At 64.4% G+C, this 24,788-nt stretch carries 25 protein-coding genes, 1 tRNA gene and 1 pseudogene; 13 read left to right on the top strand and 14 right to left on the bottom strand.

The annotated features are described in order from the left end of the window. Nucleotides 1–14 precede the first annotated feature (14 nt). Entirely contained in the window at nucleotides 15–671 is a 657-nt protein-coding gene (locus LB572_RS08390; RefSeq protein ID WP_224667397.1) for a hypothetical protein, read from the bottom strand. Nucleotides 672–884: 213 nt separating this feature from the next. Here LB572_RS08390 and LB572_RS08385 point away from each other — a divergent pair, with 213 nt between their 5' ends. The 3 genes from LB572_RS08385 (at nucleotide 885) to LB572_RS08375 (ending at nucleotide 3,324) form a co-directional block, all read left to right on the top strand. Continuing rightward, on the top strand, nucleotides 885–1,631 hold the full coding sequence (locus LB572_RS08385) for a response regulator (RefSeq protein ID WP_140807714.1): 747 nt from the start codon (nucleotides 885–887) through the stop codon (nucleotides 1,629–1,631). Further along, nucleotides 1,628–2,872, top strand: coding sequence for an ATP-binding protein (locus LB572_RS08380; RefSeq protein WP_224667396.1), 1,245 nt, complete (start codon nucleotides 1,628–1,630; stop codon nucleotides 2,870–2,872). Before LB572_RS08385 ends, LB572_RS08380 begins: the two co-directional genes overlap by 4 nt. A 158-nt stretch (nucleotides 2,873–3,030) precedes the next feature. Beyond that, nucleotides 3,031–3,324, top strand: coding sequence for a hypothetical protein (locus tag LB572_RS08375; RefSeq protein ID WP_224667395.1), 294 nt, complete (start codon nucleotides 3,031–3,033; stop codon nucleotides 3,322–3,324). A 112-nt stretch (nucleotides 3,325–3,436) separates the two neighbouring features. On the opposite strand, the gene LB572_RS08370 is transcribed toward LB572_RS08375, so the two are convergent. From LB572_RS08370 to phaC, 5 genes are all read right to left on the bottom strand, one after another. Beyond that, a complete protein-coding gene (locus LB572_RS08370; protein ID WP_140807712.1) occupies nucleotides 3,437–3,688 on the bottom strand; it encodes a hypothetical protein in 252 nt (83 codons plus the stop codon). Nucleotides 3,689–3,877: 189 nt separating this feature from the next. After that, the gene (locus LB572_RS08365; RefSeq protein WP_224667394.1) at nucleotides 3,878–5,383 is read right to left on the bottom strand and encodes a TadE/TadG family type IV pilus assembly protein; all 1,506 of its coding nucleotides are present in this window, start codon (nucleotides 5,381–5,383) and stop codon (nucleotides 3,878–3,880) included. A gap of 494 nt (nucleotides 5,384–5,877) precedes the next feature. Further along, nucleotides 5,878–5,952: transfer RNA gene (locus LB572_RS08360), tRNA-Glu, on the bottom strand. Between the two features lie 155 nt (nucleotides 5,953–6,107). Continuing rightward, nucleotides 6,108–7,268 carry a YcbK family protein gene (locus LB572_RS08355; protein WP_224667393.1) on the bottom strand — a complete coding sequence of 387 codons (1,161 nt, stop codon included), beginning with the start codon at nucleotides 7,266–7,268 and terminating at the stop codon, nucleotides 6,108–6,110. A 326-nt stretch (nucleotides 7,269–7,594) separates the two neighbouring features. Continuing rightward, nucleotides 7,595–9,430, bottom strand: a complete 1,836-nt coding sequence (phaC, locus tag LB572_RS08350; RefSeq protein WP_224667392.1) for a class I poly(R)-hydroxyalkanoic acid synthase — start codon at nucleotides 9,428–9,430, stop codon at nucleotides 7,595–7,597. A gap of 97 nt (nucleotides 9,431–9,527) precedes the next feature. Between phaC and LB572_RS08345 the strand changes: the two genes are divergently transcribed. From LB572_RS08345 to recJ, 6 genes and pseudogenes are all read left to right on the top strand, one after another. Further along, complete coding sequence (locus tag LB572_RS08345; protein ID WP_181179754.1) at nucleotides 9,528–9,935, top strand: hypothetical protein; 408 nt, start codon at nucleotides 9,528–9,530, stop codon at nucleotides 9,933–9,935. A gap of 47 nt (nucleotides 9,936–9,982) precedes the next feature. Beyond that, nucleotides 9,983–11,200, top strand: coding sequence for an LL-diaminopimelate aminotransferase (locus LB572_RS08340; RefSeq protein WP_224667391.1), 1,218 nt, complete (start codon nucleotides 9,983–9,985; stop codon nucleotides 11,198–11,200). Nucleotides 11,201–11,247: 47 nt separating this feature from the next. Then, nucleotides 11,248–12,561, top strand: coding sequence for a homoserine dehydrogenase (locus LB572_RS08335; protein ID WP_140807707.1), 1,314 nt, complete (start codon nucleotides 11,248–11,250; stop codon nucleotides 12,559–12,561). 201 nt (nucleotides 12,562–12,762) lie between these two features. Next, nucleotides 12,763–13,745, top strand: a pseudogene (gene glpX, locus LB572_RS08330) (class II fructose-bisphosphatase). A 70-nt stretch (nucleotides 13,746–13,815) separates the two neighbouring features. Next, the gene (locus LB572_RS08325) at nucleotides 13,816–14,040 is read left to right on the top strand and encodes a DUF6434 domain-containing protein (protein ID WP_224667390.1); all 225 of its coding nucleotides are present in this window, start codon (nucleotides 13,816–13,818) and stop codon (nucleotides 14,038–14,040) included. After that, nucleotides 14,041–15,825 carry a single-stranded-DNA-specific exonuclease RecJ gene (gene recJ, locus LB572_RS08320; protein ID WP_224667389.1) on the top strand — a complete coding sequence of 595 codons (1,785 nt, stop codon included), beginning with the start codon at nucleotides 14,041–14,043 and terminating at the stop codon, nucleotides 15,823–15,825. Between the two features lie 16 nt (nucleotides 15,826–15,841). On the opposite strand, the gene LB572_RS08315 is transcribed toward recJ, so the two are convergent. The 3 genes from LB572_RS08315 to folE form a co-directional block, all read right to left on the bottom strand. Beyond that, complete coding sequence (locus LB572_RS08315) at nucleotides 15,842–16,807, bottom strand: patatin family protein (RefSeq protein ID WP_140807703.1); 966 nt, start codon at nucleotides 16,805–16,807, stop codon at nucleotides 15,842–15,844. An 84-nt stretch (nucleotides 16,808–16,891) separates the two neighbouring features. Continuing rightward, on the bottom strand, nucleotides 16,892–17,350 hold the full coding sequence (hisI, locus tag LB572_RS08310) for a phosphoribosyl-AMP cyclohydrolase (protein ID WP_140807702.1): 459 nt from the start codon (nucleotides 17,348–17,350) through the stop codon (nucleotides 16,892–16,894). A gap of 40 nt (nucleotides 17,351–17,390) precedes the next feature. Then, nucleotides 17,391–18,023, bottom strand: coding sequence for a GTP cyclohydrolase I FolE (gene folE / locus LB572_RS08305; protein ID WP_140807701.1), 633 nt, complete (start codon nucleotides 18,021–18,023; stop codon nucleotides 17,391–17,393). A gap of 236 nt (nucleotides 18,024–18,259) precedes the next feature. Between folE and LB572_RS08300 the strand changes: the two genes are divergently transcribed. Then, nucleotides 18,260–18,706: an iron-sulfur cluster assembly scaffold protein gene (locus tag LB572_RS08300; protein ID WP_040981567.1), complete on the top strand. Its 447-nt coding sequence runs from the start codon at nucleotides 18,260–18,262 to the stop codon at nucleotides 18,704–18,706. A gap of 9 nt (nucleotides 18,707–18,715) precedes the next feature. Here LB572_RS08300 and LB572_RS08295 read toward each other — a convergent pair whose 3' ends face one another. Then, a complete protein-coding gene (locus LB572_RS08295) occupies nucleotides 18,716–19,621 on the bottom strand; it encodes a LysR substrate-binding domain-containing protein (protein WP_224667388.1) in 906 nt (301 codons plus the stop codon). 92 nt (nucleotides 19,622–19,713) lie between these two features. Between LB572_RS08295 and LB572_RS08290 the strand changes: the two genes are divergently transcribed. The 3 genes from LB572_RS08290 to blaOXA all read left to right on the top strand — a co-directional run bounded on the left by LB572_RS08290 (nucleotide 19,714) and on the right by blaOXA (nucleotide 21,266). Next, nucleotides 19,714–19,872 carry a hypothetical protein gene (locus LB572_RS08290; protein WP_224667387.1) on the top strand — a complete coding sequence of 53 codons (159 nt, stop codon included), beginning with the start codon at nucleotides 19,714–19,716 and terminating at the stop codon, nucleotides 19,870–19,872. A 61-nt stretch (nucleotides 19,873–19,933) separates the two neighbouring features. Further along, on the top strand, nucleotides 19,934–20,308 hold the full coding sequence (yidD, locus tag LB572_RS08285) for a membrane protein insertion efficiency factor YidD (RefSeq protein ID WP_224667386.1): 375 nt from the start codon (nucleotides 19,934–19,936) through the stop codon (nucleotides 20,306–20,308). Nucleotides 20,309–20,453: 145 nt separating this feature from the next. Then, nucleotides 20,454–21,266: a class D beta-lactamase gene (gene blaOXA / locus LB572_RS08280; protein WP_224667385.1), complete on the top strand. Its 813-nt coding sequence runs from the start codon at nucleotides 20,454–20,456 to the stop codon at nucleotides 21,264–21,266. A 67-nt stretch (nucleotides 21,267–21,333) separates the two neighbouring features. On the opposite strand, the gene LB572_RS08275 is transcribed toward blaOXA, so the two are convergent. Genes LB572_RS08275 through LB572_RS08260 form a run of 4 tightly spaced genes read right to left on the bottom strand, consistent with a single transcriptional unit; the run spans nucleotide 21,334 to nucleotide 24,788 of the window. After that, complete coding sequence (locus tag LB572_RS08275; protein ID WP_224667384.1) at nucleotides 21,334–22,302, bottom strand: ABC transporter permease; 969 nt, start codon at nucleotides 22,300–22,302, stop codon at nucleotides 21,334–21,336. Continuing rightward, entirely contained in the window at nucleotides 22,299–23,291 is a 993-nt protein-coding gene (locus LB572_RS08270; protein ID WP_224667383.1) for an ABC transporter permease, read from the bottom strand. Before LB572_RS08270 ends, LB572_RS08275 begins: the two co-directional genes overlap by 4 nt. Next, nucleotides 23,288–24,037 (bottom strand): ATP-binding cassette domain-containing protein, encoded by a 750-nt coding sequence (locus tag LB572_RS08265; protein WP_224667382.1) that lies wholly within the window; start codon nucleotides 24,035–24,037, stop codon nucleotides 23,288–23,290. Before LB572_RS08265 ends, LB572_RS08270 begins: the two co-directional genes overlap by 4 nt. Continuing rightward, the gene (locus LB572_RS08260; protein ID WP_224667381.1) at nucleotides 24,027–24,788 is read right to left on the bottom strand and encodes an ATP-binding cassette domain-containing protein; all 762 of its coding nucleotides are present in this window, start codon (nucleotides 24,786–24,788) and stop codon (nucleotides 24,027–24,029) included. Before LB572_RS08260 ends, LB572_RS08265 begins: the two co-directional genes overlap by 11 nt.

Raw genomic sequence — 24,788 nt, 5'->3', positions numbered from 1 at the left:
GCCGGCGCAGCCGGTCAGAGTTGCTCGCCATTCCAGGGTAGGGGTGGGGGGAGCTGTCCGCCGTGATCAGGCAGACCTCTGGGACCGGCTGCATCCGGCGGATCACCCCATGGACCGGGGGGCGGGCCGTGCGGCCAATCCGCCGAAGCAAGTATTTCGAGCTGCTCGGGCGTCAGCTTGGCGCGTAGCGCCTCAATGGCGTCCTTGAGCTTGGCGGCGGAGGCGGCGCGCTTGGTCACCTCGTCGGCCAGCCTTTCCTGGAAGGCGAAAGGGTCGCGCGTTGCCTGGTCCGGCTTGCCGCCGGCAGCATCGTCCGGTCCGCGGCCGGCCTGTCCGAAATCGGGCCGCGGCGGCGGCGCCAGCACCGCTTGCAGCGCGCTGGTATAGTCGCGCCAGGCGTCAAGCTGCTCGGAGCGGATGCCGATCCGGGTCTCGAGCAACGAAAGGTGCGCCGCGAGCATTTCGGGCCGCGGGCCGAAATCCTCCGCTCCATGCCGCATCGCCCAGTGCTGATCATGCCACGGCTTCATCGGGCCGGGACCTGCATCGTCCTGCCGGCCGATTGCCGGCGGCTCGTCGCTGGGTGCTGCGCCCGGTTCCGGTTGCGCGGCGAACACGGGGTGGATGGCCGCGACCGAGAAGAGGCCAAGCGCCAGAAATCTGCTTCGCATGACATGATCCTTTCCTGCATGCTTCGGATGCCAGGGAGGATAGGAAGCGTCTTTTGCCGCATTGCTTCGGCGCGTTGCCGAAGGTTTCCGGAAAAAGGAGATTTGTTTCCGAATGTTTCCGGCGTCGTCGTGGAAACGTTCCGTTGCAATTTTCCATGCCGCTTGGCGGCGTCGCTCCCTATAATCACGGACGAAAAGGCAAGCGGGCGAAGAATGCAGGCACAACCCCACATCCTAGTCGTCGACGACGATCGCGAGATCAGGACGCTGCTCGGGCGCTATCTCGACGGGCAAGGCTTTCGCGTGTCGGTGGCGGCGGACAGGCGCGAATGCGAGCAGAAGCTCGGCTCAGGCCAGTTCGACCTGATCGTGCTCGACGTCATGCTGCCGGACGGCTCCGGTCTCGACATCTGCCGGAGCTTGCGCGATCGCAAGCCGCACATCCCCGTCATCCTGCTGACGGCGCTGAAGGAAGATGTCGACCGCATCATCGGGCTGGAGCTCGGCGCCGACGATTATCTCGGCAAGCCGTTCAATCCGCGCGAGCTCTCGGCCCGCATCCGCGCCGTGCTCAGGCGTTCGGCGCCCGAGGAGGCCGCCCCGCCCAAGGTTCGCGTCTATCGTTTCGCCGGTTACCGGCTGGAGCCGGATACGCGCAAGGTGATCGACGCCGATGGCGCCCTGATCGACCTGACCGGCGCCGAGTTCGACCTGCTGCAGGTTTTTCTCGACCGGCCCGGCCGGCTGCTGTCACGCGACCAGCTGCTCGACCTGACGCAAGGGCGTGAACGCGATCCGCTCGAGCGTTCCGTCGATGTGCTGATGAGCCGGCTGCGAAAGAAGTTTACCGAAGCGGGCGAGGCGGCTCTGTTCAAGACCGTGCGCAATGGCGGCTATCAACTGACCGCGCGCGTCGAGACGACTGAGTACCGGGTCCCGGCAGCGGGGACCGAAACATGACTTCGCTGCGCCGGCGGCTGATCATCCTGCTCGTCGTGTCGATCCTCGGCGTGGTCGGGCTCGCCACCTTCGTCGCGGTCAAGGTGCTCGGCGGACCATCGCCCGAACTGATCATGGGCCCGCTTGCCCACCAGATCCAGTACATGGTGCAACTGGCTCCCGGCCATGCGCCGAATTCAAGCGAGGCGCCCGTCATCGTAAAGGATCGCCCGGCCGACGGCTTCGAGGATCGCAAGCACACTAGGGTGTTGAACGAGATCCTGCGCCATGACGGGCTGAATGTTTCGGCCGTGGTCAGCCGCAATGCGGGCAGGCCGGGAATGGTCGCTTCGGTCGAACTGCCCGACCACCGCTGGATGATCGTCGACGTTCCCGATCTCGGCCCGCCGCGCGATGTCTGGTACGGGCTGGCGGGCTGGATGGCGTTGATCGTGCTCGGGGCGACGCCGGTGTCGATCTATTTCACCGGTGTGCTGGTGCGGCCGCTCGAAATGCTCGAAGCCGCTGTCAGCAAGATCGGCTCGGACGGCATGCTGGCGACTTTGCCGGAGAAAGGCTCGGCCGAGGTGAGGGCCACCGCCCATGCGCTCAACGAGCTGTCGGCAAGACTGAAGACGGCGATGGAAAGCCGCATGCGGCTGGTGGCGGCGGCCGGCCACGATCTCAGGACCCCGATGACCAGGATGCGGCTCCGTGCCGAGTTCCTTGAGGAGGACCGCGAGAAATGGCTGAGCGACCTGGATGAACTCGACCGTATCGCCGACAGCGCCATCCGCCTGGTGCGCGAGGAGGTCAACCAGGACGCGGTCGAGGCGCTGGAACTGGACAGGCTGGTCCGCGATATCGAGGTCGAGATGATGTCGCTCGGCCATGCGGTGACGATCGACCATCTCGATCCTGTGTCGGTCAGAGCCGGCGCGCTTGGCCTGCGCCGGGCGCTGCGCAACCTGATCGTCAACGCCGCCACGCATGGCAAGAGCTGCAGCGTCGCGCTTGCGGGGCGGGGCGGCCAAGCGGTCCTCACCATCGCCGACCGCGGCCCCGGCATTCCGCCGGACCTGTTGAACAAGGCCTTCGAGCCGTTCTTCCGGGTCGATCCGGCGCGCACGCAATTCATTCCGGGCGCTGGGCTGGGGCTTGCGATCGCGAAGGAGATCATCGAGCGCTACGGCGGCACGATCACGCTGGAGAACAGGCCGGGAGGAGGTCTGCTGCAGACGGTGGTGTTTGCAGCCGCCTGACGTCGGACGCCGTTCGTCCTCGGGCAATTCCAGGCCGTTGGCGCGGGCTTTCAAACGCTTTTTCAAGGCTTTGCTCGCTGCATCGTGACCGCACCGCTGTTGCGCAGCTGCGTCGCAAGAGCGAATTTGGCGATACGATGTTTTGCGAGGATGCCACCATGCCCATACGCAGGATTGCGTTTTGCGCGGCAGCGATGATCATTGCCGCCACAAATTTCGCCGATGCGAGGCCCGACACACGCAAAATGACCTGTGTGCAGACCCAGGCGCTGATCCAGAGCCGGCATGCGGTGGTGCTGACCACCGGGGCGAACACATATGAGCGTTATGTCCGCCAGTTCGGCAATGAGTGCGATGCGCCTTACGTGCCGATGGTCGACTATGTGCCGGCGAGCGACGGTCGGTGCATGGTTTATCGGTGCGAAGAGCCGGCGCCGATGGTGCCGGATTGATCGGCGCTCGGCGCATCTCGCTGCTGGATGGCCGCTGGCTTTTCTGATCGTCAACCTGCGCTAGTCTGGCTCGATGAACGGCATGCCGTTCGCCACAGAGCGCGGCTGCCGCTCACTTGACCTTCTTGATCTCCGGGCCTGCCGGCTGGTCGGTCGCTGGAGCCGGCGTGCAATCCTGCCCCGTGCATTCCAGGGCGGGGTCGTCCTTCGGCGGCAGGCAATTCTGCCCCTCGCAGTGAACGGCCGGCTGCTGTTGCGCCGCATCGCCATTCGACTGGGCAGGCTGATCCTCCGCGCGGGCGGGCTGCATCCCGGCCAGACCGGTCATTGCCACGCACAACAGCGCTGTCCGAAGCACGTTCATCCTCGTCTCCACGCCTGGGAGCCGACAGAACCTTACACTTTCGAGCCGAGGCCGGCTCCCGCGGTCCGCCAACGACGTTAACGCTGCGTTTCCGCCCCGAGCGCGGCCGTTGCGGGTGTGCGCTGAATGCTCTCGACGGTGAGGTGAGGGCGGGCTACGACTGAAGCACAGGCAAACGCGCTGTCGGCATCACCGATAGAGCTGCACCTCATTGCGCAGCGCCTTGTCGAGCGTTCCGTTGCCGAGCGGGCCGTCAACATCGACGATCTCCAGGCTAATGGCCTTTTCTGCCCCGGTGCCTTCCGGATCGTCCTCATCCTTGGCGTTCTGCTTCTGGATCGGAGCGATCAGGAACACGCTTGCGTAGCCGTCGGGCCTTACCTGGGTGTGGCCGTTGAGCTTCGCCTGGTTCGCTTTGCAGTCAATAATGGCCAAGTTCATCAGTCGACGGCTCGGATCAGCTTTGGAGAGGTCGCCCTTGTAGCACGAAGGCGTGCCCTTTTCCTTCGATGGATTCGGCGACTGGTCTTTGACCTTGTCGTTGGCGATCTCGTACATGTAGACATCGTATCGAGAGGCCGGTTTGGTCGTGTCCCCGGTCGGGTATGTCAGGCTTTTGACCGCCGTGCCGGGGTAGGTCGTGCCGTGATTAACGCTCCAGTAGGAGCTCCAGAAACTATTGGCACTTATCGGCGCGGTCATGCCTTTCAGCGAATCGTAGCCTGTGCCCGGAGGCAGCGGCAGAGCTGAACCATCCGTCGCGAGATCGTACTTGTTGCAGTTGCTCTTTTGGCTGGCGCCCTTGCGAACATTGCTCGCCGGTCGATAGTCAAGATCCCTGTTGTTCTTCAACGACCCCTGATAGATGTCGAAACGGACATTCAGGCCGGTATTGACCTGACCGAAGGTGACGCCGGTTTTGGTGATCAGGGAGTTGCGATCATAGCAAATGCCCGCGGTGCCTTTGGCCATCCCTTCCTGTATCGATGTCAGGCCGTTGCTGAGCAGTCCGTAGTTGCCTGGGCCGGGATTGCTGTCGACCTTGAGGACACGAAACTCTCGGCTGTAGGTATCACCCGACGCGAAAGCCTGCTGGATCGTCTTGCTGGTCGCCGGGGTGTCGGTCTCGAACGGGTTGCACATGAAAAGCGGAACGGTTTCGCAAATCGACTGGCTGAAACCGGCGACAGCTGTTGCACCGAGAGTGAAGGAGCCAGATCCGCCTCCCTGCAGGATCGAAACCGGGAAGATGGCGTCGAAACCGACGGGCGTGACCGTGATCTCGACGAATATGGCGCTCTTCGCATCGCCCACCTCGTCGGTGATGACATCCGCGGCGCGAATGGCAGTGTCGTCGGAGGCCGGCAGCGAGCGCAGGTAGCGGCGGCTGACACCAGCGCTTGAAAGGACAGTGGCGACCTCGGCACCGCTGGCAAACTGATACTTGTTGCCGATGATCAGTGTCGCCAACGCTCGATCGGCCCGCGTGATGCTATCCGACCTACCGTCGAGCTCACCGGCCATCGCCAGCGCGAAGGCGTCGGCTCCCTTCTGCAGATCGTTATGAAGCGCGTTCGCCCTGGTAAGATCGACTGCCAGGACAGCAAAACCGATCAGCACGGGCAACATGATCGCCACGAGAATCATGGCAACACCGCGCTGATCGTTCCAAAAAGCACGTATCCCCCGAAACATCGCGCAGCTCCCCCTTATCCCCTAGGCCGCTGACATTCCTCGTTCTATTAGAATAGGCTGATATTTGGGACTTCCGCAACCCTATTCGTAAGACCTATGTCTCAATAGTCGGGACCTTGGCGCCAAATTGCCGAACACTTAGGTCGCAATGCCTTGTGTGCGGAGGTGCGTCTACCAGGAGAATCTTCGTTGAGACGCGCGGCATAGCTGCAAGATGAATTAGGTATCGCCAATGGATGCATGCCCTCGGCCTGCAACCTTGGGCAAGTAGCCGGGTTGGAACCCTGCGTCGCTCCCTAAAGGCATCGCAGCCCGGGCCAATACTTTAAAGCGACTCAGGTTTCCCCGGCTCGGCTGGTGCAGCACCATGGATCAGCCTGAGGTTTGAACGCACCGCTGTTGAACTTGCCACGTCGAGCGCGCTCGATTCCGAGCCCGATTTGCCGGAAATCGGACAAATCCGTTCTGATGTCCGCTAAACGTTTGAAAAAAGCTGGTACGCCCAAGGGGAATCGAACCCCTGTTACCGCCGTGAAAGGGCGGTGTCCTAACCGCTAGACGATGGGCGCGCTCAGACGAAGCGGCTTATAATTGCGTTGTTGCCAACCGGCAACCCATCTGCCGCCACATGCGACAACTTTTTTCACGGCGCCGTGAAACGTGCGGCTTTAGACGGAAAAAGTGCGTTACGTGCGTGCGGATGCGGCCGAAGGGGCGGGGAGTATCAGCCGTCCTCGCCACCGCCGCTGCGGCGACGGCAGCGCCAGTTCCAGTCGCGCTCGGGGCCGACGTCGACATGGACGGATTCGGTGTGGCAATAGGTGCCGACGCCGCCGCGGCCCGGCATCGTGCGGACGTAGTTCGCCAGCTCCCACTTCGACACGCCCGGCACCTGGATGTCGGCGGCGGCGCAGTACATGTGCAGCGAGTTCTTGGCGCCGTTGGCGCGGCGGTTGCGCGAGGGATCGCGATAGCCGGAGGTGACGACCATCTTGCGGCCGAAATGGCCCTCGATCGTCTTCAGCACCCGCACCAGCGACGGCTTCAGGCAGGCGACGTCGACGCTTTCGTTCTGCTTCAGAAGGCCGTTGGGCGCGAGCCTTGCCATGCCCGCGGCCGAGGCCACCTGGTAGGAGCCACCGCCGCCCTCATCCTCGTTGAGGTCGACGTCGCTCTCGTCGTCGATGCCGGACTTGCGCTTGATCTCGAACAGCGCGGTCTGGCGAACACCGGGGAGGGCATCGGCGCCGGTGATGTGATTGGCCGGGTCGTCGATCGAGGCCAGTTGCACCGGCTTCTCGGCCGGAGTCGCCGAGGCCAGCGTCACGATCGGCTTGGCCGGCGGTGGCGTGGTCTTGGCCTGCGCGGCGGACTGGTCGCCGGAGCGCGTGATCAGGGGGGCTGGCGCTGCCGAAGCCGGGGTGGTGCTGAACAGCGAAGCGAACAGGCCCTTCTTCGGCGCGGCGATCTGCGGCTGCGCCGGCTCGCCCGCGGTCACATAAACGCCGTTGCTCATGGCCTGCGTGGTCGCCTGCGCCTTCGATGCAATGGCGGCGGCATCGCCGGCGGCGACCTGCTGGGCGACGCCTTGCGTCTGATCCGCCGTTTGCGCCTGCTGAACCAGCGGTTGCGGCGTGCTGCCGGCGATCGTGGCGGAGCCGGCCGGCACGGCGACGGCCGGGAAGGCGGCGGCTTGCGGCCGCGTCTCCGGCACATAGGCGACCTTCTCGGGCAAAGGCGTGTCGCCTTCGCTCATCACGGTCGATGCCGGGTCAGCAGGCGCCGATGCCTGCAGCGACGAATCGGCCGCGGTCGCGGTCTTGGCGCTGGATGTCGCGCTCATTTCGGCCGCGGTTGAATTGTAGGCGGGCGAAACGACCGACATCGTCGGGTCGCCGGTCGATGTGCAGGAGGCTAAAAGCACGGAAAAAAGCGCTGCCGCAATGCTGCGACTTTCCCTTCGTGCAAGACGCCAACCTGCTGATTTCAAAATAAATTCCCCCTCGGTATCCGGTCGGTTCGTTATCGCCACGCCACTCCAGCACCGTGCCGCGATAACCCTCCTGTTCCCAACCGGAAACGGGACGTGTGTCGAATCTGCAAGCCTCGAAATTATTCTGCGTCGGAAGGTGATTTGAGGCCGCCGAACGATTGACGCCACCATTTCGTCCTGTTTTGGCGGCCCGTCAACTCACCAGACATTACAGTCCGTTACACACGCACCTTGACGTAGCTGCCCGGCGCATCTCCCAAGGTTTTCATACGCTTGCCGGGTTTGCGGGCGGGTACGTGGATGCTGTCCTGGTCCTCGATCCAGTGCTGCCAGTGGGTCCACCAGGAGCCAGGATGCTCGTGCGCCGCGGCAAGCCACGCGTTGAAGTCGCCCACCGGCTTGCCGCCGGTCCAGTACTGGTATTTCTTGGCGGCAGGCGGATTGACGACGCCGGCGATGTGGCCAGAACCCGCCATCACATACTCGACGTTGCCGCCGAAAAACTGCGAGCCCAGGAACACCGAAAGCGCCGGCGCGATGTGGTCCTCTTTCGTGGCAAGGTTGTAGACGGGGATCGTGATGTCGGCCAGCGAGACCAGGCGCCCGGCAAGCTCCATCCCGCCGCGCGAGAGATTGTTCTCGAGATAGCAGTTGCGCAGGTAGAAGGAGTGGTTGGCCGCCGCCATGCGCGTCGAATCGGAATTCCAGTAGAGCAGATCGAAGGGCAGGGGTTCCTTGCCGCGCATGTAGTTGTTGATGACATAGGGCCAGATCAGGTCGCCCGAACGCAGCATGTTGAAGGCGGTCGCCATCTTGGTGCCTTCGAGATAGCCTTTCTCGCTCATCGAGCGCTCGACGGCTGCGACCTGGTCCTCGTCAACGAACACCTTGAGGTCGCCGGCATAAGTGAAATCGACCTGGGTGGTGAAGAAAGTCGCCGATTTGATGCGGTGGTCGCCTTCCTGCGCCAAGAGGGCGAGGGCCGCGCCAAGCAGCGTGCCGCCGACGCAATAGCCGATGGCGTTGACTTCTTTTTCGCCGGTGGCCTTCTCCACCATGTCGAGGCCGAATTGCAGGCCTTCGCGGATATAAGCTTCCCAGCCCTTGGCGCCGTGGCGCTCGTCCGGATTGATCCAGGAGATGACGAAGACGGTGTGGCCCTGCTCGATCGCCCAGCGGATGAAGGATTTCTGCGGGTTGAGGTCGAGAATATAGAATTTGTTGATCCATGGCGGGCAGATCAGCAGCGGGCGTTTTAGCACCGTTTCCGTCACCGGATCGTACTGGATGATCTCGGCGACGTCGCTGCGGCCGACGACCTTGCCGGGCGTGGTGGCGATGTTCTTGCCGATTTCGAAGGGCGTGTAGTCCGCCTGGCGCAGCTTCAGGTCGCCGCGGCCGGCGGCGATGTCCTCGGCCAGCATCTTCATGCCGCGCACGAGGTTCTCGCCATTCGAGGCGACGGTCTCGCGGAAGAGTTCGGGACTGGTCAGGATGAAATTCGACGGCGCGATCGCGTTCGACACCTGCTTGACGTAGAAGCTCGCCTTGTGGCGGGTGTGCTCGTCCAGGCCCTCGGCATGCTCGACCAACTCGTTCGCCCAGCGCGACGTGACGAGATAGGCCTGCTTGAGGAAATCGAAGAAGGCATTGCGGCCCCATTCCGGGTCCTGGAAGCGCTTGTCGCCACGCTCGGGCTGAACCACGTCCTGCGGCGTCTCGGCGTTGGGATTGACCTTCTGGATGGCGTTCGCCCAGACGGTCATATAGCCGGCGAAGAGCCGCGTCTGCGCTTCAAGCGCGCGTTGCGGGTCGCCCAGCCAGTATTCCGAGAGCTTGGAGAAGGTCTTGACCATGTCGACGACGGGCTCGGCGACATGATCGCGCACCTCACCCTTCTCGCGCGGCTCGGCCCAGGCGGAAGCCGCCTTGCCGGCCTGCTCGACCATGCGCGCCATGTTCAAGGCGAAGCGCTCGGGATCCTTCACCAGATATTGCTCAATGGCCGAAGGTCCGCCATTTTCCGCTTTGTCCGAATCGTCAGGTTTGGACATGGTTCGCGGGGTTCCTCCCGGAGCGTTTTCTTGACATATTACCATGGGACATCTGACCGGGTCCAATTCGCTGTAACCCGGCTGCCAGGAAAACAATATGACGATTAATGTTGGCGGGACTTTTTTTCTCAGGCCGGGTTCGATTTGCCGCACGGCGGTCGTGGCGGGGCTGGTCGGCGTGCTGCTGCCCGCCGGCGGCTGCACGAGCGCCGGCACGAACAATGCGGCGCCGACGACCTTGAGCGAAGGTCCGAAGGATACCGGCTCCTATCCCAATCTCAATGTTGCGCCGCCGGTGGCCGCCAAGCAATTCACCAAGGAGGAGACCGCCGCGAACCTCGCCCAGCTCAAGGCCGAGGAGCAGGCGCAGGTCGCCAAGGGCGGCAAAGTCAAAGCACCGGCGAATGCGGCGGCGCTCAACACGCTTGCCAAGACGCATGGCGCCGACACGCTGAAGCAGATCGAGGGCAAATGCGACCCCGCCCTCGACCCTAGCTGCAATTAGGTTTATATCGCGCGCCGAAAGCGCCCCTTCGATCGTCTGGAACTCCAATGGAAGAATTTCACAAGGTCCGCCGGCTTCCGCCTTACGTGTTCGAGCAGGTCAATCGGCTGAAGGCCAGCGCCCGTTCGCGTGGCGCCGACATCATCGATCTTGGCATGGGCAATCCGGACCTGCCGACGCCGAAGGCCATCGTCGACAAATTGTGCGAAGTGGTGCGCGATCCGCGCACGCATCGCTACTCCTCCTCGCGCGGCATTCCGGGCCTGCGCCGCGCCCAGGCGAATTACTACCAGCGCCGCTTCGGCGTGAAGCTCAATCCCGACACGCAAGTGGTTGCGACGCTTGGCTCGAAGGAGGGCTTCGCCAATATGGCGCAGGCGATCACCGCGCCCGGCGACGTCATCCTGTGCCCCAATCCGACCTATCCGATCCATGCCTTCGGCTTCATCATGTCGGGCGGGGTGATCCGCTCACTGCAGGTCGAGCCCGATGACGGCTTCATCCCGGCGGTCGAGCGCGGCATCCGCCATTCGATCCCGAAGCCGCTGGCGCTGATCCTCAACTATCCGTCGAACCCGACGGCGCTTGTCGCCTCGCTCGACTTCTACAAGGACGTGGTCGCCTTCGCGAAGAAGAACGACATCATCATCCTGTCCGATCTCGCCTATTCCGAGATCTATTTCGACGGCAACCCTCCGCCGTCGGTGCTGCAGGTGCCGGGCGCGATGGATGTCTGTGTCGAGTTCACCTCGATGTCGAAGACCTTTTCCATGCCCGGATGGCGCATGGGCTTCGCGGTCGGCAACGAGCGGCTGATTTCGGCGCTGACGCGGGTGAAATCATACCTCGACTATGGCGCGTTCACACCGATCCAGGTTGCGGCGGCGCATGCGCTGAACGGCGACGGCGCCGACATCGAGGAGGTGCGCGACGTCTACCACAAGCGGCGCGACGTGATGGTCGATTCCTTCGGCCGCGCCGGCTGGACCATTCCGGCGCCCGCGGCTTCGATGTTCGCCTGGGCGCCCATCCCCGAGCCGTTCCGCCATCTCGGATCGCTCGAATTCTCCAAGCTGCTCATCGAGCATGCGGATGTCGCGGTGGCGCCGGGCGTCGGCTTCGGCGAGCACGGCGACGACTATGTGCGCGTGGCGCTGGTCGAGAACGAGCACCGGATCCGCCAGGCGGCGCGCAACATCAAGAAGTTCCTCGCGACCACCGCCAAGCAGCCCAACAATGTGGTGCCTTTAGCTGCCCATCGTTGACTTTGCCGCACATCACATCGACCAATCCTTGAGGGGCGTCGCCGGACATGGCTGAAGCGTTGCGTGTTGGAATTGCTGGCCTTGGCACGGTTGGCGCCTCGGTGGCGCGCGTGCTGCGCGACAAGGCGGCCGAGCTTACCCGCCAATGCGGCCGCGACATCGTCGTGACGGCCGTTTCGGCGCGCGATCAAAAGCGCGACCGCGGCATCGACCTCAGCGCCGCGAAATGGTTCGACGACCCGGTCAAGCTGGCCGAGAAGGCCGATATCGATGTCTTCGTCGAGCTGATCGGCGGCGACGAGGGGCCGGCCCGGCAGTCGGTGAAGGCGGCGCTCGAGGCTGGCCGCCATGTGGTGACCGCCAACAAGGCGCTGCTTGCCAAGCATGGCGTGGCGCTTGCCGAGATCGCCGAGAAGAAGGGCGTGCTGCTCAACTACGAGGCGGCGGTGGCCGGCGGCATCCCGGTCATCAAGACGATGCGCGAGGCGATGGCCGGCAACGCGGTGACGCGTGTCTTCGGCATCCTCAACGGCACCTGCAACTACATCCTGACCCGCATGGAAGCCGAAGGCATCTCCTTCGACGCCTGCCTGAAGGACGCGCAGCGGCTCGGCTACGCCGAGGCCGATCCGACCTTCGACATCGAGGGCCACGACACGGCGCACAAGCTGTCGATCCTGACCAGCCTTGCCTTCGGGACTAAGATCGCCGCCGGCGACATCTATATGGAAGGCATCTCCAACATCACCCAGGCCGACATCCGCGCGGCGGGCGATCTCGGCTACCGCATCAAGCTGCTCGGCGTCGCGCAGCGCACCGACAGCGGTATAGAGCAGCGTGTCCATCCTACCATGGTGCCGACGGCCTCGGTCATCGCGCAGGTGCATGGCGTCATCAACGCGGTGGCGATCGAGACCGATATCCTGGGCGAGCTCCTGCTCTCGGGTCCGGGCGCGGGCGGCAATGCCACCGCTTCGGCGGTCGTCGGCGACATTGCCGACATCGCCAAGAGCCGGCCGGGCTTCCAGCACGCGCCGGTGTTCGGCTGGCCGGCGAAGGAGCTGAAGCCCTACAAGAAGGCGCGGATGCGCAGCCATGCCGGCGGCTACTTCATCCGCCTTACCGTGCATGACCGCACCGGTGTCTTCGCAGCCATCGCCAAGCGCATGGCCGACAACGACATCTCGCTGGAATCGATCGTACAGCAGGCGGCCGGCGCGGAAACGCAGGCTCAGAAGACAGTCATCCTCGTCACCCACGAGACGACGGAAGCAGCGGTGCGCAAGGCTGTCGAAGGCATCACCAAGGACGGTCACCTGACCGATAAGCCACAGGTGATCCGCATCGAGCGGGCCGAATAGAGCCTGTTTGATCGACGCATGTCTTCCGCCCGAAACCGGATCCCATTTTCGGGAGCCACGCTCGGTCGTATTCCGCCTTCAATCGATTGATTTTGCTGTCGTTTCAAAAATTGACGGGGCAAGTCTTGCCGTTGTCATGGAGCTTTGCCAGAAGAAGCGCGCCTCTGGCGGGAGGCTGAGTTTCACGAGGAAAGCCTGTTCATGAATATAGCCCAGAACATTGCCGCCGGCCTCGACCGGATCCTGACCATGGAGGTCGTGCGCGTCACCGAGCGGGCCGCCGTCGCGGCCGCCAGGCTGCGCGGGCGTGGCGATGAGAAGGCCGCCGACCAGGCCGCGGTCGACGCCATGCGCCAGGAGCTCAACCGGCTGGCGATCAAGGGCACGGTGGTGATAGGCGAGGGCGAGCGCGACGAGGCGCCGATGCTCTATATCGGCGAGGAGGTCGGCAGCGGCAAAGGCCCGGCCGTCGACATCGCGCTCGATCCGCTCGAAGGCACGACGATTTGCGCCAAGAACCTGCCCAACGCGCTGGCCGTGATCGCCATTGCCGAGAAGGGCAGCCTGCTGTTCGCTCCGGACGTCTATATGGACAAGATCGCCATCGGTCCCGGCTATGCGGAAGGCCTGATCGACATCGACGCCTCGCCGGCCGAAAATATTGCCAATCTGGCCAAGGCCAAGGGCGTGGCCGTTTCCGACATCACCGCCTGCATCCTCGACCGGCCGCGTCACGCCAAGCTGATCGACGCCGTGCGCGCCACGGGCGCTGCCATCCGGCTGATCGGCGACGGCGATGTCGCCGGCGTCATCCACACCACCGATCCGGACGAGACCGGCATCGACATCTATCTCGGCACCGGCGGCGCGCCGGAGGGCGTGCTGGCGGCGGCTGCACTGCGCTGCACCGGCGGGCAGATGCTGGGCCGGCTGATCCTCGACACGCCGGAGAAGGTGGCGCGGGCGCAGAAGATGGGCATTTCCGATCCGAAGCGCGTCTACCGCGCCCAGGACATGGCGGCGGCGACGTGCTGTTCGCGGCGACCGGCGTCACCGACGGCAATTTGCTCGACGGAGTGAAGTTCGGCCGCACCTTCATCACCACCCACACCATCGTGCTGCGCTCGTCCTCGCGCACGGTGCGCGAGATCAAGGCGCGCCACCAGGATCTGGATAAATTTTAAACCTGCTTGCAGCGCCGGATCGCAATTGTTAGCCATCCCTGTCGCCGATGCTGGCGGCAGGGATCTGACGATGAAGGCGTTCGATTGGCACGCGGATCCGATTTCGCGCACCACTCCAATCACCAAATCCTATCGCAACACCCAGAATGTGCGCCGCTTTCTCACGCACGAATGCGGCAGTGCATTCCGGTTCGACCGCCCTTTCATGGCCTGGCTCAAGGATGATACGGAAAAGACCATGGGTGATGCGGCGGACGAATGGCTCCGCCGCCAGGCTGAAAAGCGGAAAGCGTAGTTGAGCGGCGAAAAGCGCCTCTTCCTCGATGTCAGGCAGTCGGCGACGGGTGTTTCCTGGGAACACCGGCTGACTGAGCGGCAGGACATGGCCGCCTTGGCCATCGCCCAGGGCCATGGCGTGCCCGACATCGTGGCGCGGGTGCTTGCCGGGCGCGGCGTCGGCGTCGAGCAGACCGAGCGCTTCCTCGACCCGACCATTCGCGAGCTTCTGCCAAATCCGGCATCGCTGACCGATATGGAGAAAGCGGCGGCGCGGCTGGCCGACGCGGTCGTCGCCCATGAAAAAGTGGCGATCTTCGGCGACTACGATGTCGACGGCGCGGCCTCGTCGGCGCTTATCAAGCGCTTTCTCACGCATTTTTCAGTGCCGTCGGAAATCTATATCCCGGACCGCATCTTCGAAGGCTACGGGCCCAATCCGGAAGCGATGCGGGAGCTGATCTCGCGCGGCGCGAAGCTGATCGTCACCGTCGATTGCGGCACCAACAGCGCACCCTCGGTCGACGCGGCCAGAGAAGCCGGTGCCGATGTCGTGGTGCTCGACCATCACCAGGTCGGCGGCCCGCTGCCGGCGGCGGAAGCTGTCGTCAATCCCAATCGCGAGGACGACCTGTCGGGGCAGGGACATCTGTGCGCCGCCGGCGTCGTTTTCCTGTGCCTTGTCCAGACCGCCAAGGTGCTGCGCGAAAGGCTGCCGAATGCGGCGCCGGTCGATCTGCTTTCAATGCTCGATCTGGTGGCGCTGGCAACGGTCTGCGACGTGGTGCCGCTCACCGGGGTCAACCGCGCCTTCGTGGTCAAGGGGCTGCAGGTGGCGCGCCAGCAGAAGAATGAGGGGCTGGCGGCGCTGGCGCGGGTTTCGCGCATCGGCGAGCCGATCAACACCTTCCATCTCTCCTTCCTGATCGGCCCGCGCATCAATGCCGGCGGCCGCATCGGCGATGCCGCGCTCGGCAGTCGGCTTTTGGCCACCGACGATCCCGTCGAGGCGGCAAGCATCGCCGAGACGCTCGACCGGCTGAACCAGGAACGGCAGCAAATGGAGCAGGAGATGCTAGCGCAGGCGCGCGCGGAGGCCGATGCGGAGCTTGCCGGCGGCAGCGGCCCGGCAATCATCGTCACCGCCAGCAACACCTGGCATCCGGGCATCGTCGGGCTGATCGCTTCGCGGCTCAAGGATTATGCGCGCCGGCCGGCCTTCGCCATCGCCTTCAATTCGACCGGCATCGGCACCGGCTCGGGACGTTCGGTGACCGGCTTCGATCTCGGCCGGCTGGTCCGCGAGGCGGCCGAGGCCGGGCTGATCGTCAAAGGCGGCGGCCACGCGATGGCCGCCGGCATCACCGTCGAACGCGCCAAGCTCGGCGAACTGCGCGCCTTCTTCGAGGAACGCGCCGCGGCCGACGTGTTCCGGCTGCAGAACGAGGAAAGCCTGGCGATCGACGGTGCCTTGGCCGCCGAGGGCGCCACACTCCAGCTGCTCGATGTGCTGGAGAAAGCCGGCCCGTTCGGCGCCGGGCATATAGCGCCGGTCTTCGTGCTGCCCCGTCACAAGCTCGCCGATGCGCGGGCGGTCGGCACCAACCACATCCGCGTGGACCTGCAGTCGCAGAGTGGTGGCAAGCTTCAGGCTATCGCCTTTCGTGCCGTGGATACGGATCTGGGCGAATTCCTGTTCAAGAACCGCGGCAGGACCGTGCACGTCGCCGGCTCGCTGTCGGGCAATTACTGGAACGGCAACCGCACAGTGCAGTTCCGCATCAGCGATGCGGCACTGGCCTAGCAACAATATCGGGAATTCAGACCAGAACGGACTGCAGCCGGGTTAGTTCGCTGATCTGCGACTTCGTCGCCTGATAACCGAGGCTGATCGCCTCGTCGGCGCGGTGGAATTCCGTCAGGCCGATATGGCTGAGCTTGGGCTGTAGCGACATATCCGGCGGATCGCCGGCCAGCCTGGCGCGCGAGATCCGGTCCTGGATGATGTTGAAGGCCTCGACCATGACGCCGGTGATGCCGAGGCGCGTCTGGTGCGACTGGGGATTGACCTGGCCAGATCGCGGCGCGTCGTTTTCGACGAGAAGCTCGCCGGCGCTGTGCTTGATGACGGCGGCGCGACCGAACAGGTCGTAGTGCAGGTTGACCGCCACGACGAGCGGCTGCTCGTAGGCGCGGCAGACCGAGACCGGCACCGGATTGACCAGCGCGCCGTCGACCAGCATGCGGCCGTTGCAGGCAACCGGCTCGAAGACGCCCGGCAGAGCATAGGAGGCGCGCATAGCGGTGACGAGCGAGCCGCTCGACAGCCAGATCTCATGGCCGGTACGGATTTCGGAAGCGACGGCGACGAAAGGCTTCGACAGGTCCTCGAAGCGGGCGCCGTCGAGGTGCTCGCGCAGGCGCTGGTCGAGCTTCATGCCGCCGAACAGGCCGCTGCCGCGCAGGTTGAGATCGAGAAGGCCGAAGATGCGCCTTTTGGTCAGGCTTCTGGCGAATTCCTCCAATTCGTCGAGCTTGCCGGCCAGGTAGCAGCCGCCGACCAGCGCGCCAACCGAGGTGCCGGCGATCATGGATACTTCGATGCCGGCCTCGTCGAGCGCGCGCAGCACGCCGATATGGGCCCAACCACGGGCGCAGCCGCCGCCGAGCGCCAGCGAGATGCCTGCTTTCCTGCCTGGCTTCGGATCGGGCACGCCGCCGGACGATGCGGGGCCGTTGGCCTCCCGAACGTCAGGTTTGCTGCGCAATGACGCCCATTCGAGCATCACGATCTCCCATGTCCCATATCCCTTGTACCACAAGGACGTTCGAGAATAGTGAATATGAGTGGTTTGTGAATATTGAACGGTTCACAGAGGCTTCCGATACGTTTGGTCCGCATCGAACAGCGGCCTGCTGCCGTCGTCGGCAAGCGTCGCCTTGCCGTCGTTCAGCCCCACCGTCCGATAAAAGCAGGAACGTCTGCCGGTGTGACAGGTTGCGTCGTGGCCCAACACTTTGACGCGCAACCATATAGCGTCCTGGTCACAATCCGTGCGCATCTCGACGACGTGCTGGAAATTGCCGGACGTCTCCCCCTTCTTCCACAGCGCGTTGCGCGAGCGCGACCAGTAATGGGCGATGCCGGTCTCCAGCGTCAGCGCCAGCGCCTCGGCATTCATATGCGCGACCATCAACAGCATGCCGTCGCCGGCATCGGTGACGACGACGGTGACGAGGCCCGCGGCATCGAAGCGCGGAGAAAGGACAGAACCTTCCTCCAGCGCTTTCTTGTCTGATGAGGCTTTCGGAAATTTTAGTGCCGACATCGCCGGTCCTTATGTGTTTGGGCCGGCGAGGGCCGGCAAATCAGCCGCCGGCGCGCACCATGGTGACGAAGCGGACCTGCTCTTCGGGCGTATCCTTGAAGACGCCGGTGAAGGTCGAGGTCAGCGTGGTCGAGCCCTGCTTGCGGATGCCGCGCATGGCCATGCACATATGCTCGGCCTCGAGCATGACGGCGACGCCGCGCGGGTTGAGCACGTCCTGAATGACGCCGGCGATCTGCGCGGTCATCGCTTCCTGCGTCTGCAGGCGATGCGCGAAGATGTCGACGACGCGCGCGATCTTCGACAGGCCGACGACCTTGCCGTCCGGCAGATAGCCGACATGCGCCTTGCCGATGATCGGCACCATGTGGTGCTCGCAATGCGAATGGAACTTTATGTCCTTGACGATGACGAGATCGTCATAACCGGCGACTTCCTCGAAGGTGCGACCAAGCTCGTCGGCCGGGCACATGTCATAGCCATTGAACATTTCGCGGAAGGCTTTGGTGACACGCTTGGGCGTATCGATCAGACCCTCGCGCTCGGGGTTGTCGCCCGTCCAGCGCAAGAGCGTGCGCACGGCGGCTTCGACCTCGGCCTCGGTCGGCCGGTCGGTGACAGGCTTTTCCATATAATCGGACGGGGGCATGATTTTCTTGATGACGGCATCCATAAAGGCGTCTCCCGTAGTCCCACTCAAAGGTGGGACGAGTTGAACGGACCACGACCTTTTGGGTGAAAATCGCCCATTTCCATCCCGCAAGCGGCGTGAACATTGGAGCAGGGACAATGGCTTGTCTTCGCCTTGTCGATGCCCGACTGCCACCATTATATATGGTTCCAGCAAAGCGAAAGGAAGACGCGAGAGCGGCAAAGCCTGTTCGCTGGGCGGCGACGGATTGGAAAAATATGATCGACGACGTCTACAATGCGAAAATTCTCGGCTTCGCCGGAAACATAGGGCGGATCGGCCGGCTCGACGATGCCGACGCGACGGCCAGGGCGCATTCCAAATTGTGCGGCTCGACCGTCACCGTCGACCTCAAGATGGACGGCGACGTGGTGACCGATTTCGCCCATGACGTGAAGGCCTGCGCGCTCGGCCAGGCCTCGTCGTCGATCATGGCCCAGCATGTGGTTGGCGCCAGCGCCGACGAATTGCGCGCCGTGCGCGAAACCATGCTGAAGATGCTCAAGGAGAACGGCGCCCCGCCGGAAGGCCGCTTCGCCGACCTCAAATATCTGGAACCGGTGCGCGACTACAAGGCGCGCCATGCCTCGACCATGCTGACCTTCGACGCGGTGGTCGATGCGATCGGCCAAATCGAGAAGAAGCGCGCCGGACAGGCGGCTTGAAGGTAGCGGCTAGTCCGCTCCCCGGGTCACGGCGAACTCGCTTCGGACCCAGTCGGCGAACGCCCTAGCGGGTTCCGGCAGGTCCGCCAAGCTCCTGGCCACCAGCCAGTAGGCGCCGGAAGCGACATCGATATCGAACGGTTTGATCAAAGTGCCTGACGCGAGCTCCTCGCCGATCTGCAGGAGGTCGCCGAGCGCCACGCCATGGCCGAGGAGTGCCGCCTGTTTCGAAAGCGAGATGTCGGCCAGCATCGGGCCACGCGCGGGAACCGCGTCGGCGGGCACGCCGGCCGCCTGGAACCAGCGTGCCCAACCCTGGCGGTTTTCCTCATGCAGCAGCGTGTAATGGCGAAGGTCGATCGGCTTTTCCAGGGGAGGGCCAGAGGCCAGCAGCGCCGGCGACAGAACCGGAGAATCGACGGTCGAGGCCAGGCGCTCGGCCTCTGTGCGCGGCCATGAGGTGGCGTGCGCGCTGAAACGCAAGGCGAGCTCGGGCTGATCGCTGCGGAACTCGATCGGCCGTGGATCGACTTCGAGGGACACGTCGATGTCGGGTCGCAATTGGCGAAAGCGGTTGAGCCGCGGCACCAGCCATACGGCTGCCAGCGACGGCTCGACGCTGATGCGGACCACCGATTGCGCCGGCGAGGCCGTCAGCTCGGAAAGCACGCGGTCGATCTCGTCGAAGCTTCTGACCAATCGGTCGAGCAGCCTTTGTCCCGCATCCGTCAGTTCGACGCGGCGATGGAGGCGAACAAACAGCGGTCTTCCAAGGAAGGTCTCCAACTCGCGTATCTGCCGGCTGATCGCAGCCTGCGAGACATAAAGTTCCTCGGCCGCCCGGCTGAAGCTCAAATGCCGGCCAGCCGTCTCGAAGCTCCTGAGCGCCGTCAGCGGCAGCCGTCCTCGCTTCATTTCGCATAACCTCAAGTTATCCGATGCGGAAATTATACCCGTTTGAGGAGGAAGGCCAGCGGCAGTCTAATCCGTTTCAAAGGAGACCTGCCATGAACGAGTTCCTGGCCATTTTCAGCGATGTGATACGGATAGCGACCTTCCAATGGCACGGCGAAGTCGTGCGCGGCGGCCACCATAACTGTCGCGATCTTCCCTCCCATCATCGCCCATGGAACGGCAGCCATGCAGCGCACCGTTCCAGACCGTGAGGGCATTGCGTTTCGGCGCCGAAGCCCACATCTATCGCGCAGTGAAACAGGCTGTGGAGCGATGGGCGACCATCACGGGCATACACGTGGCGTCCGGCCGGCGCAGCACGGGCGCAACTGGCCGGGGCCATGGCGCAAAACGCCCGGGCGCATCCTGGGCACGTCGCTCGTGCGCCTCTATCAACTGACGCTCTCAGGCTTCGTCGGCAACAGCTGCCGGCACCTGCCGACCTGCTCCGAATATGCGTATGAGGCGATCGCCCGCCACGGCCTGTGGGCCGGCGGGTGGATGGGGCTGTTCCGAATCTTGCGTTGCGGGCCGTTCGGAACGCATGGCATCGACCGCGTGCCGGAGACGCTTGCGGCGCGCTATGCCTGGTTCATGCCCTGGCGCTACTGGCAGATCGGCAAAAGGCACCGCGAGCCCGAAATCTGATCGCTTTGGCCGTCACGCGCGACCCGGATTTAACGATCCGGTAGGGTTAACGCGAAGCTGCACAAACACTGCGAATTTGAGACAAAATCGAGACAAGCCGCCTCGCTAAGCCGCTCCCGTAATCTCATTCCGGAGTGACTTCGCCATGCGCCAGATGGACCGCTATCCCTTCATTTTCGCCATCGTCCTTTTCCTTCTGGCCTGGATGCTGGGCCTGCCGGTGCGGGCGCAATCGGCGCCGCTCGACGACATCCACTGCACGCTCATCCAGGATTCACAAAGCGGCGCGACACTTTACCAGGACGGCGTCTGCGACCAGCGCGTCAGCCCGGCATCGACATTCAAGGTGCCGCTCGCGCTGATCGGCTACGATGCCGGCATATTGAGCGACCAGCACACGCCGAGCTGGGACTACAAGCCGGACTTCAAGGCGGCCAAGCGTGACCAGAAGACCGTCGATCCGACGATCTGGGAGCGCGATTCCATCGTCTGGTATTCGCGCGAGATCACGCGGCGTCTCGGGGCGGAGAAGTTCGCCTCCTATGTGTCGAAATTCGGCTATGGCAACAAGGACGTCTCGGGCGACGCCGGCAAGGACAACGGGCTGACGCAATCCTGGATCAATTCCTCGCTCGAAATATCGCCGGTCGAGCAGACGGCCTTCCTGCGTCAGCTGCTTGCCGGCAAGATGCCGGTATCGGCGAAGGCGCATGAGATGACCCAGGCGATCCTGCCGACCTTCGCGGCGGGGGACTGGACGGTGCAAGGCAAGACGGGCAGCACGAAGCTTGGCCAGGACGGCAAGCGCTCGCTCGGCTGGTTCGTTGGCTGGGCCGCGAAGGACGGCCGCCGCATCGTCTTTGCTAGGCTGGTCGTCGATGCCAAGCGCACCGACCAGCCGAAGGGCCTCGCGACGCGAGCGGCGTTCCTCAAGGATTTGCCGCAACTGGTGAAATGAGTCTCGCCCGACGCAAACCAGTTGCGGCTGATCGGGCGGCGCGCCAGCCACGCTCGAGCGGTCGCGCTCAGATCAGCGTGCGGACATGGGCTTCGCGGCCGTAGATCGAGACCAGTGCGAGAATGACGATCCCCAGCGCGGCCTGTACCGTGGAGGGCGCGAGCCCGAGACCAATCAGGAACGTGTTGAGCTCGATCAGCACCGCCGAGCCGGCAATCGTGCCGACCAGGCTGCCGCGCCCGCCGACGAGCGCGGTGCCGCCGATCACCACCGCGGCAATGGTCTGGAACAGGTAAGGTTGGCCGACATCGCCATAGGCCGAGCCGGTGAAGCCAAGCAGCAGGATGCCCGCGAGCGCGGCGAACAGGGCGCTCAGCGCGTAGCTGACGATGACGATCCGATGCGGATCGATCAGCGCCAGCGGCGCTGCCGTCGGGTTGCTGCCGAGCGCATAGACCTGCCGGCCGAATGGCGTGCGCGCAAGCATCACGTGGACAAAGATCGCCATCACCGCGAAGCACGGCACGACCCATGGGACGGGCAGTGGGCCGATCGTTCCGCCGATCGACACGAACTCGCTCAGATAGGCTGGAGCCGAGCCGGTCGGCAGCCCGCCCGTCCACATCAGTACGATGCCCTGTACCGTCGTGCCGACGCCGAGCGTCACGATCAACGGATGGATCCTCAGGAAAGCGGACAGCGCGCCGTTGAGGGCTCCGATGGCCATCGACAGCAACGCCACGACGAAGCAGACCAGCCAGAACGCCATCCCGTCGCCATAAAGCGAGGCGGCAACGACATTGGCGAAGCCGATGACGAAGGGGATCGACAGGTCGATTCCGCCAAGCAGGACAACCAGTGTCTGGCCGATGGACGCCACGGCTATGAATGTCGCCAGAACGAGCATCGAGCGGATGGCGAACGGTGCGCCGAAACCCTCGATCGCCAGCGAGCCGAGGAGGAGCAGCACCAGAGCCATGGCAATGGCGCCAAGGGTGCGGCGGGTGTTGGCGTCGAGGCCGGAAAGGACGTTCATCTCGATCCTCCCGCGATGCGGCCGGTCAGCGCGTTCAACGACACGGATGCGACCAGGATGACGCCGTAGAGCGTATGCAGCAGGAAGCTCGAGACGTTGAAATAGGTGAGCGTGCTCTGCAGCAGGAAAATCACCGCCGCGCCCAACGCCGCGGCCGCGAAGCCGCCGCGCCCTCCAGCGAGGCTCACGCCGCCGAGCGCCACGCCGGAGATGGCGACCAGCGTGAAGGTGGGACCGACATTGGGGTCGGCCGAGCCGAGCAGCGCGCTGAGCAAAAGCCCTCCGGCGCCGGCAAAAAGGCCGCCGAGCGTGTAGGCGAAGACACGCACGCCGGTCACGGGAACGCCGGCGGTGAAGCAGGCACGGTCGTCGCTGCCGCACGCCATCAGCCAATCATAGACGGTCAGGCGCTTCGCCAGCAGCCAGATTGCCGCCATGCCGGCGAGCGGAACGATGGAGTAGGGGCCGGCAAGGGTCTTCAGCCAGGCGGGTGCCGCGCCCTCCGGCGCAGGCAGAAGGCTCAGCGTCACACCGCTGAGCACCAGATAGGTGCCGAGCGTGGCCACGATCGGCTGGATGCGAAGCACCGCCGAGAGCAGTCCGTTGAGCAGCCCGACAAGCGCGCCGATCGCAAGGGCGACCGGCACCAGCACCCAGGGTTGGTCGATGCCCAGATCGCCCGCCAATACCTTGATGAGGATGATGTTGATGAACCCCATCAACGGACCGATCGACACGTCGATGCCGCCGCGTCCGGCCATGATCGACGGCATGGAGGCGATGGCGGCCGCCATCGTCGGGCCGGCCAGGCCAATGACCGTGCCCCACGAGCCGGGCAGCATCCAGGCGCGGTTCAACCACAGGTCGACGATAAGCAGAACGACAAGGATGACCAGGGCCGGCGCCGACTCCCGACGACCGGCCAGGAGCGCTCCGATGCCATGGGATCGCGCTGGCGTGCTGCCCGCAATTGGTGCGGCGGCTGTCATGCGACGCGCCCGAACATTGCCGCGATCACTGTGCTGCTGTTCATATCGGCCCCCGAAAAGGTAGCGACGAGGCTCTGCTCGCGGAACACCAGAAGCCGGTCGCAGAGGCGGAAGATTTCCTCGAGTTCCGAGGACAACACGACGAGCGCCATGCCTTCCTGTCGCGCGAGATCGCGGAAGGCCTGGTAGAGCGTTTCACGGGTCCGCTGATCGACACCGCGAGTGGGGTCGTTGAGGAGAAGGATCCTCGGCTCGCGCGCCAGCCAGCGCGCCAGCAGCACCTTCTGCTGATTGCCGCCCGAAAGGGCGGTGATCGGCTTGTTGCCGCCGGGCGCGACGATCGACAGCCGCTCGCGGTAGCGCTCGAAGCGCTCACGCCTGGCGCGCGTGCTGATCAATCCGAAGCGACGATCGCGCCCCAGCGTCACCATGCTGAAATTGTCGAGGATCGACAGCGAGGGGAAGATGCCATTGGCTCTGCGGTCACGGGCAAGATAAGCGATGCCCAGCCGTGTCGCGTGTCGGAAATCGTCGATTTCGACATAGCCGGCGCTGCCATGACGGACAAGGACGCGACCGCCGACCGGCGCACGCAAGCCGGCAAGCGTTTCGAGGAAGGCGTCCTGGCCATGTCCGTCGAGACCGGCGAGGCCGACGATCTCTCCCGCATGGACGAGTTCGTCCAGCCCTGGCAAGTTGTGAGCAAGCGATACGCCTTCCACACGCAGGGCCGGCTCAGACGGCATGATCGAGCTCCCTGGCGGCGGCGGGCGCCATCAATTGCAGCAGCCGCTCGGCGGAGACCGACGCGGTTTCCAGCGTATCGATCAGTTGCCCATTGCGCAGCACGGTGACCCGATGGGCCAGACGCATCACCTCGTCCATCCGGTGCGAGATGAACAGCACCAGCCCGCCCGCCCGGGCATGGTCCTCGATCATCTCGAACACCGCGTTGCGGTCGCCGAGATCGAGCGCGGCGGTGACCTCGTCAAGCACAAGGACTTTTGGGCGGCGGACCAGGGCCCGCGCAAGCACGACCAATTGGCCCACCGCCAGCGACAGCGACCCGGCCGGCGCATCGAGATCGATCGGCAGGCTGGTGATCCGCGAGAGAGCCGCCGCCGCGATGCCGTGACGCGCCGAGCGGCTGGCGCGCCAGCCGAAAGCCGAGCCGGTGCCGAGCACGATGTTGTCGGCCACCGAGCGCTCGGGGGCGAGCAGCACCTCCTGGAAGACGGTCGCCAGGCCGAGTTGCTGGATGCGCGCCGGATTGGAACCGGTGACCGGCCGGCCAAGCATGCGGATACTCCCGGAGGAGGGCGCGACGATCCCCGAAAGCAATTTGACCAGCGTGCTCTTGCCGCAGCCGTTCTCGCCGAGGATGGCGTGGACCGAGCCTGGCTGGAAAGCCAGATCGACGTTCGACAGCGCCACGGTCTCGCCATAGCGCTTCGACAGACCGCACGCTTCGAGCATCGGGGCGCGCTCGCCGGTCAT

The organism is Mesorhizobium sp. BH1-1-5, from assembly GCF_020165615.1.
Lineage (GTDB): Bacteria > Pseudomonadota > Alphaproteobacteria > Rhizobiales > Rhizobiaceae > Mesorhizobium.
Note: the sequence above shows the minus strand (reverse complement) of the source record. Positions and strands in the feature narration are given on the sequence as shown.

What these genes read in the sequence shown, in the direction of transcription:
- LB572_RS08390 (WP_224667397.1), bottom strand. Translation starts at nt 671, where the DNA reads ATGCGAAGCAGATTTCTGGCGCTTGGCCTCTTCTCGGTCGCGGCCATC.
- LB572_RS08385 (WP_140807714.1), top strand. Translation starts at nt 885, where the DNA reads ATGCAGGCACAACCCCACATCCTAGTCGTCGACGACGATCGCGAGATC.
- LB572_RS08380 (WP_224667396.1), top strand. Translation starts at nt 1,628, where the DNA reads ATGACTTCGCTGCGCCGGCGGCTGATCATCCTGCTCGTCGTGTCGATC.
- LB572_RS08375 (WP_224667395.1), top strand. Translation starts at nt 3,031, where the DNA reads ATGCCCATACGCAGGATTGCGTTTTGCGCGGCAGCGATGATCATTGCC.
- LB572_RS08370 (WP_140807712.1), bottom strand. Translation starts at nt 3,688, where the DNA reads ATGAACGTGCTTCGGACAGCGCTGTTGTGCGTGGCAATGACCGGTCTG.
- LB572_RS08365 (WP_224667394.1), bottom strand. Translation starts at nt 5,383, where the DNA reads ATGTTTCGGGGGATACGTGCTTTTTGGAACGATCAGCGCGGTGTTGCC.
- LB572_RS08355 (WP_224667393.1), bottom strand. Translation starts at nt 7,268, where the DNA reads ATGTCGGTCGTTTCGCCCGCCTACAATTCAACCGCGGCCGAAATGAGC.
- phaC (WP_224667392.1), bottom strand. Translation starts at nt 9,430, where the DNA reads ATGTCCAAACCTGACGATTCGGACAAAGCGGAAAATGGCGGACCTTCG.
- LB572_RS08345 (WP_181179754.1), top strand. Translation starts at nt 9,528, where the DNA reads ATGACGATTAATGTTGGCGGGACTTTTTTTCTCAGGCCGGGTTCGATT.
- LB572_RS08340 (WP_224667391.1), top strand. Translation starts at nt 9,983, where the DNA reads ATGGAAGAATTTCACAAGGTCCGCCGGCTTCCGCCTTACGTGTTCGAG.
- LB572_RS08335 (WP_140807707.1), top strand. Translation starts at nt 11,248, where the DNA reads ATGGCTGAAGCGTTGCGTGTTGGAATTGCTGGCCTTGGCACGGTTGGC.
- LB572_RS08325 (WP_224667390.1), top strand. Translation starts at nt 13,816, where the DNA reads ATGAAGGCGTTCGATTGGCACGCGGATCCGATTTCGCGCACCACTCCA.
- LB572_RS08315 (WP_140807703.1), bottom strand. Translation starts at nt 16,807, where the DNA reads ATGCTCGAATGGGCGTCATTGCGCAGCAAACCTGACGTTCGGGAGGCC.
- hisI (WP_140807702.1), bottom strand. Translation starts at nt 17,350, where the DNA reads ATGTCGGCACTAAAATTTCCGAAAGCCTCATCAGACAAGAAAGCGCTG.
- folE (WP_140807701.1), bottom strand. Translation starts at nt 18,023, where the DNA reads ATGGATGCCGTCATCAAGAAAATCATGCCCCCGTCCGATTATATGGAA.
- LB572_RS08300 (WP_040981567.1), top strand. Translation starts at nt 18,260, where the DNA reads ATGATCGACGACGTCTACAATGCGAAAATTCTCGGCTTCGCCGGAAAC.
- LB572_RS08295 (WP_224667388.1), bottom strand. Translation starts at nt 19,621, where the DNA reads ATGAAGCGAGGACGGCTGCCGCTGACGGCGCTCAGGAGCTTCGAGACG.
- LB572_RS08290 (WP_224667387.1), top strand. Translation starts at nt 19,714, where the DNA reads ATGAACGAGTTCCTGGCCATTTTCAGCGATGTGATACGGATAGCGACC.
- yidD (WP_224667386.1), top strand. Translation starts at nt 19,934, where the DNA reads ATGGGCGACCATCACGGGCATACACGTGGCGTCCGGCCGGCGCAGCAC.
- blaOXA (WP_224667385.1), top strand. Translation starts at nt 20,454, where the DNA reads ATGCGCCAGATGGACCGCTATCCCTTCATTTTCGCCATCGTCCTTTTC.
- LB572_RS08275 (WP_224667384.1), bottom strand. Translation starts at nt 22,302, where the DNA reads ATGAACGTCCTTTCCGGCCTCGACGCCAACACCCGCCGCACCCTTGGC.
- LB572_RS08270 (WP_224667383.1), bottom strand. Translation starts at nt 23,291, where the DNA reads ATGACAGCCGCCGCACCAATTGCGGGCAGCACGCCAGCGCGATCCCAT.
- LB572_RS08265 (WP_224667382.1), bottom strand. Translation starts at nt 24,037, where the DNA reads ATGCCGTCTGAGCCGGCCCTGCGTGTGGAAGGCGTATCGCTTGCTCAC.
- LB572_RS08260 (WP_224667381.1), bottom strand. Translation starts at nt 24,788, where the DNA reads ATGACCGGCGAGCGCGCCCCGATGCTCGAAGCGTGCGGTCTGTCGAAG.